The following is a 3,996-nucleotide window of genomic DNA, read 5'->3' as shown; positions in this document are numbered from 1 at the left end:
TGAGGCTGACCCGTTTCCGTGAACGGTTGGGCAGTTAAATTTTAAGCAGGTGGAGTTCCTCCGTTTGGCGTGGTGCTGTGAGTTGTCCACGGCCGGCCGGCGGGTCGCCTATCACGAGCATGACGCTGGCCGGCGGTGGGCAACTCACTCGGCGAGCACGGTCGGTTTTGTTCGCGGTGGATCTGCTCGTAGATGATCGGCGAGCGATAGCCAAGGCTGCTGTGGCGGCGATGCGGGTTATACCAACCTTCGATGAATGAGAAGATCGCGCGGCTGGCTTGCTCGTGGGTTTCGAATCGCGTGCGAGCGAGCAATTCACATTCGAGCGTGGCGAAGAACGACTCGCACATGGCGTTATCAAAGCAGTCGCCCACGGAGCCCATGGATGGGTGCACGCCGGCCTCGCGGCAGCGCCGCCCAAACGCCAGTGAGGTGTATTGGCAACCTTGATCGGAATGGTGAATGACACCCTTGGCGTGGCGTTGCGCCAGCGCCATATCCAAGGCCTTGAGCATCAGCTCCGTGCGCAGGTGGCGACCCATCGCCCAGCCGACGATGCGGCGACTGAATACGTCCAGCACCACGGCCAGATAGAGAAAGCCTGCGCGGGTCGGCACGAAGGTCGCGTCGGCGACCCACAGCCGATTCGGCGCATCGGCGTTGAAGTGCCGTTGCACCAAGTCTGGTGCGGCGCGTGCTCCGGCTTGTCGTTGTGTCGTGGTGATCCATTTGCGTCGGCTCACGCCACGCAGACCCGCGATGCGCATCAGTCGCGCGACCCGTTTGCGGGCGACGTGGATGCCTTGCTCGGCAAGTTCCGCATGAACGCGGGGCATGCCGTAGGTGCCGCGTGAGCCGGCGTAGATAGCACGGATGCGGGCCGACAGATCTGCATCACTGCGAGCATGCGACGATGGTGCTCGTTGGCGCCAGACGTAGAAGCCGCTGGCAGAGACCCCCAGCAGCCGTGCCATCGTCGCAATAGGCCAGGTGGCCTGATTCGCTTTCATGAACTCGAACCCTTGTCGGGCAGCGTTCCGGTCTCCCTCGCGAACCAGGCCGCGGCTTTTGCCAGAATCTCGCGCTCAAGCTTGAGCTGGCGGTTCTCGCGGCGCAGGCGCGAGAGTTCTTCGCGTTCGGTCGAGGTCAATCCGTCGGGCCGTATGCCGGCGTCACGATCGGCCTGGGCAACCCAGCCGTAGATGGTCGGTATGCTCGGACCGAACTCCTTGGCTAGTTCCTCGGGGCGACGCCCGGCATGTACCAGGTCCACGATCTGTTGCCGAAATTCCGGTGCATAGGGCGCTCGGTATTTGGACATGATCCGTACCTCCTCCTTGACAGGATAGATCGTGTCCACGAAAGCGGGTCATCTCCAGACGGCCGAATCGTGGAGGGCATCACGAGCGCAAAGGGGGAAACGTCGTTGACGCCGAACGACATTGCACAGGGAATCAAGCTGATGCTGTCGAAGAACAACAAGGGAGCTTGAGCGAATGGACGATTCAATTAATCGGTCGGGCGATACGGCGAACACGCCGACCGAAACACAGCCAAAGCGCTATCGGCACGAAGACGCAACGCGCGTCGTGCCGATGCAGCGCGATCATCTGGGCCGTCCGTTCTGGGAGTCGTACCTGACGCCAACGAGCTATCAGGTGCGAGCCGAGGCGCGGATTCCTCCGCATCTGCCTGGTGTCGTCATCTTCGTGCATGGCGTGAACTCCGAGGGTGAGTGGTATGACGCGGCGGAGCAGGCGCTTTGCGATGGATTGAATGAACGCCTACTTCGAAAGGGGCATTCGTCAGAGCTAACGCCGAATGTGTACTCGGATAATGACGAAAGCACGGGCTATAAAGTGACGCGCTACATAAAACAAAGTGGACATTCGCCCGTGATCCGCTTCTATTGGGGCTACCGAGCGCAAAAAGGTAAGGAGAAAAACTGGCGAATCGCATTGCGCGATCAGCAGGGTTCCGATTTTTGGGCGCCTGAATGTACGCCACACAAGGTTGAGGATCACAGCCAAAACACGCCATGGTATTGGGGTGGCGGCCCTTTCCAGAACGGCACGAACAACCTGCAGCAGCTGTGGAGTGAAAAAGGCTTCACGCGCACGATCTACGGCTTCGACCTGCAACGGCTCAACACGGAAGTGGAGCGGCAGTTGCACGATGCACCGCCGCGCGACTACTACGCGCACGCGGCGCAGCGCCTGGCGAACCTGATTGACGAAATTCGGACCGAGTGCCCGCGCGACACGGTGACGGTGATGTCGCACAGTCAGGGCACCATGATCGCAATGGCTGCGACTGCGTTGTGCAAGACTCGCGCGCCCGATGCATTGTTCGTGATGAACTCGCCGTTTGCGGTCGATGACAAGGCGACGGATGCGTTGACTTGCGGGAGTGAGCGGCCGACTGCGCAGGCGCGCGTCAACACGTTCCGCCAGATCGCGAATCGTATCAAGCGGGACAAGCGCGTCTACACCGAAGAGATGATGGAGCAATTGCACGTCGGTGCAACACGAGACATGAATTTCTGGCGGCCGGATTTGAAGCTGCATGACGGCATGCCGGAGCGCGACAATCATGGCCGCCTGTACGTCTATTTCACGCCGCATGATCGGGTGATGGGCATCACGACGTTGCAGAGCATTGGCTGGCAAGGCATTAGCGATGAACTGCTGACGGAGCTCGGCGATACCGTCAAGCAGCGGATGCTGGCGCGTGAAATGGCGGTGGGTGATGAACCGGGCGTTCGGCCGTTCGGCACACTGCGGCCGACCCCGCAGGACAAGTTGGTCCCTGGTGCGAAAACGACGGACTTCTGGAATGGCAATCGCGGGCCGGCTGGTGGGGTGTTCGGCCTGACAAATCTATGGGCTGTGCCGAAGCCCAACCAGACCGTCACGATCAATGCGGAGCGCGTACCGAATCCGCTCACGGCAGAGGAAATGGCGACCTTCGAGGAATCCAGAAAATTTGCGTCGGAATGGGGGAAGTTTAATTCGGACAAGGATGACCCGACCAAGGGAGCTTATGAGGATCCCACCTTTCCCAACTTTGCCTCGTTATATGAACGCGAAGAATACAAAACACGCGAAGACGTATATGCCAACAGCGGGCGCACGCGTTCACTCGAGACACAAGAGGAACTCCAGGAGCGGATCAACAATTACCGTCCCGAGCCCACCAATCACAGCACGCTGCCGTCGCATGTCGAGTTCATGAAACGCGTCGTGGCCTGGGACTTGCCGATCGGTTTTTGTGATGCTGCCGAGGACTGGGATTTCTGGGCTCGCCTGATCAAGAAGGCCGACTGGACGCGAGGCTACGATCCGTACTTTACGGATGGCGTTCTCAAGGCTGTCGAAAAGCCGAACGTGATCGACTGGAGCACCGTGGCCGAAGAAAAGAGCCGGGCCGACGCAAAACGTGTCGAATGGGGAAATTCCAATGTTACGTAATCTCATCATCGTCGCACTGATGCTGCTGATGCAGGCCTGTAGTGCGCAGCGTCCGTATTCATTCAGCCTCGCGGACTTTCTGAGCGCCAAGGAACTGCCTTACGACTCGCCACCCCAAGTCATTTACCGGCTTGACGATCACCGGTTCGTGACGCTGGAGCGATATCGTGATTGCTATCACGGCGAAACTTTCTACAACGATACGAAAGTAGGTATCCGCAGAAAGCTTGGACGGGGAACCGTCGAGAATTTCCAGGGGCGAATCATTAATGCTGATCCGACTGGAATGAATCTCGTGTTTCCATCTGCAGTCGCGCCTTATACAGTATGTGGCGATCGAGGATGTAATCCTGTCATGGCGTACTCAACGGATGGCGGCAACACGTTTCATGGGATGGTGTATGCGAGGAACATCTTTAAGCCATTCAAGGATTCGAAGAAATATACGATTATTGCAACAAAGGATGCGATGTTTGTATCCGAAAAACCGATGGAGACATCTGACTATCTGATTGTTACTCGATAC

Annotated in this window: 3 protein-coding genes; 2 read left to right on the top strand and 1 reads right to left on the bottom strand. The window is 58.4% G+C overall.

The annotated features are described in order from the left end of the window. Positions 1 to 41 precede the first annotated feature (41 nt). Positions 42 to 1,321, bottom strand: a protein-coding gene (locus ACTJKF_RS31275; protein WP_440623614.1) for an IS3 family transposase whose coding sequence is annotated in 2 segments (ribosomal slippage) — positions 42 to 1,063 and positions 1,063 to 1,321 — 1,281 coding nt in all. Because the reading frame shifts where the segments join, the coding sequence is not laid out codon by codon here. Positions 1,322 to 1,496: 175 nt separating this feature from the next. On the opposite strand from ACTJKF_RS31275, the gene ACTJKF_RS31270 reads away from it, so the two are divergent. Next, positions 1,497 to 3,470, top strand: coding sequence for a T6SS effector phospholipase Tle3 domain-containing protein (locus ACTJKF_RS31270; protein WP_440628991.1), 1,974 nt, complete (start codon positions 1,497 to 1,499; stop codon positions 3,468 to 3,470). After that, a partial coding sequence (locus ACTJKF_RS31265; RefSeq protein WP_440628989.1) for a T6SS immunity protein Tli3 family protein occupies positions 3,460 to 3,996 on the top strand: 537 nt, incomplete at its 3' end. The genes ACTJKF_RS31270 and ACTJKF_RS31265, both read left to right, overlap by 11 nt.

It is taken from the genome of Burkholderia sp. 22313, assembly GCF_052045245.1.
Lineage (GTDB): Bacteria > Pseudomonadota > Gammaproteobacteria > Burkholderiales > Burkholderiaceae > Burkholderia.
This window is presented reverse-complemented; position numbering and strand designations above follow the sequence as displayed.

What these genes read in the sequence shown, in the direction of transcription:
- ACTJKF_RS31270 (WP_440628991.1), top strand. Translation starts at nt 1,497, where the DNA reads ATGGACGATTCAATTAATCGGTCGGGCGATACGGCGAACACGCCGACC.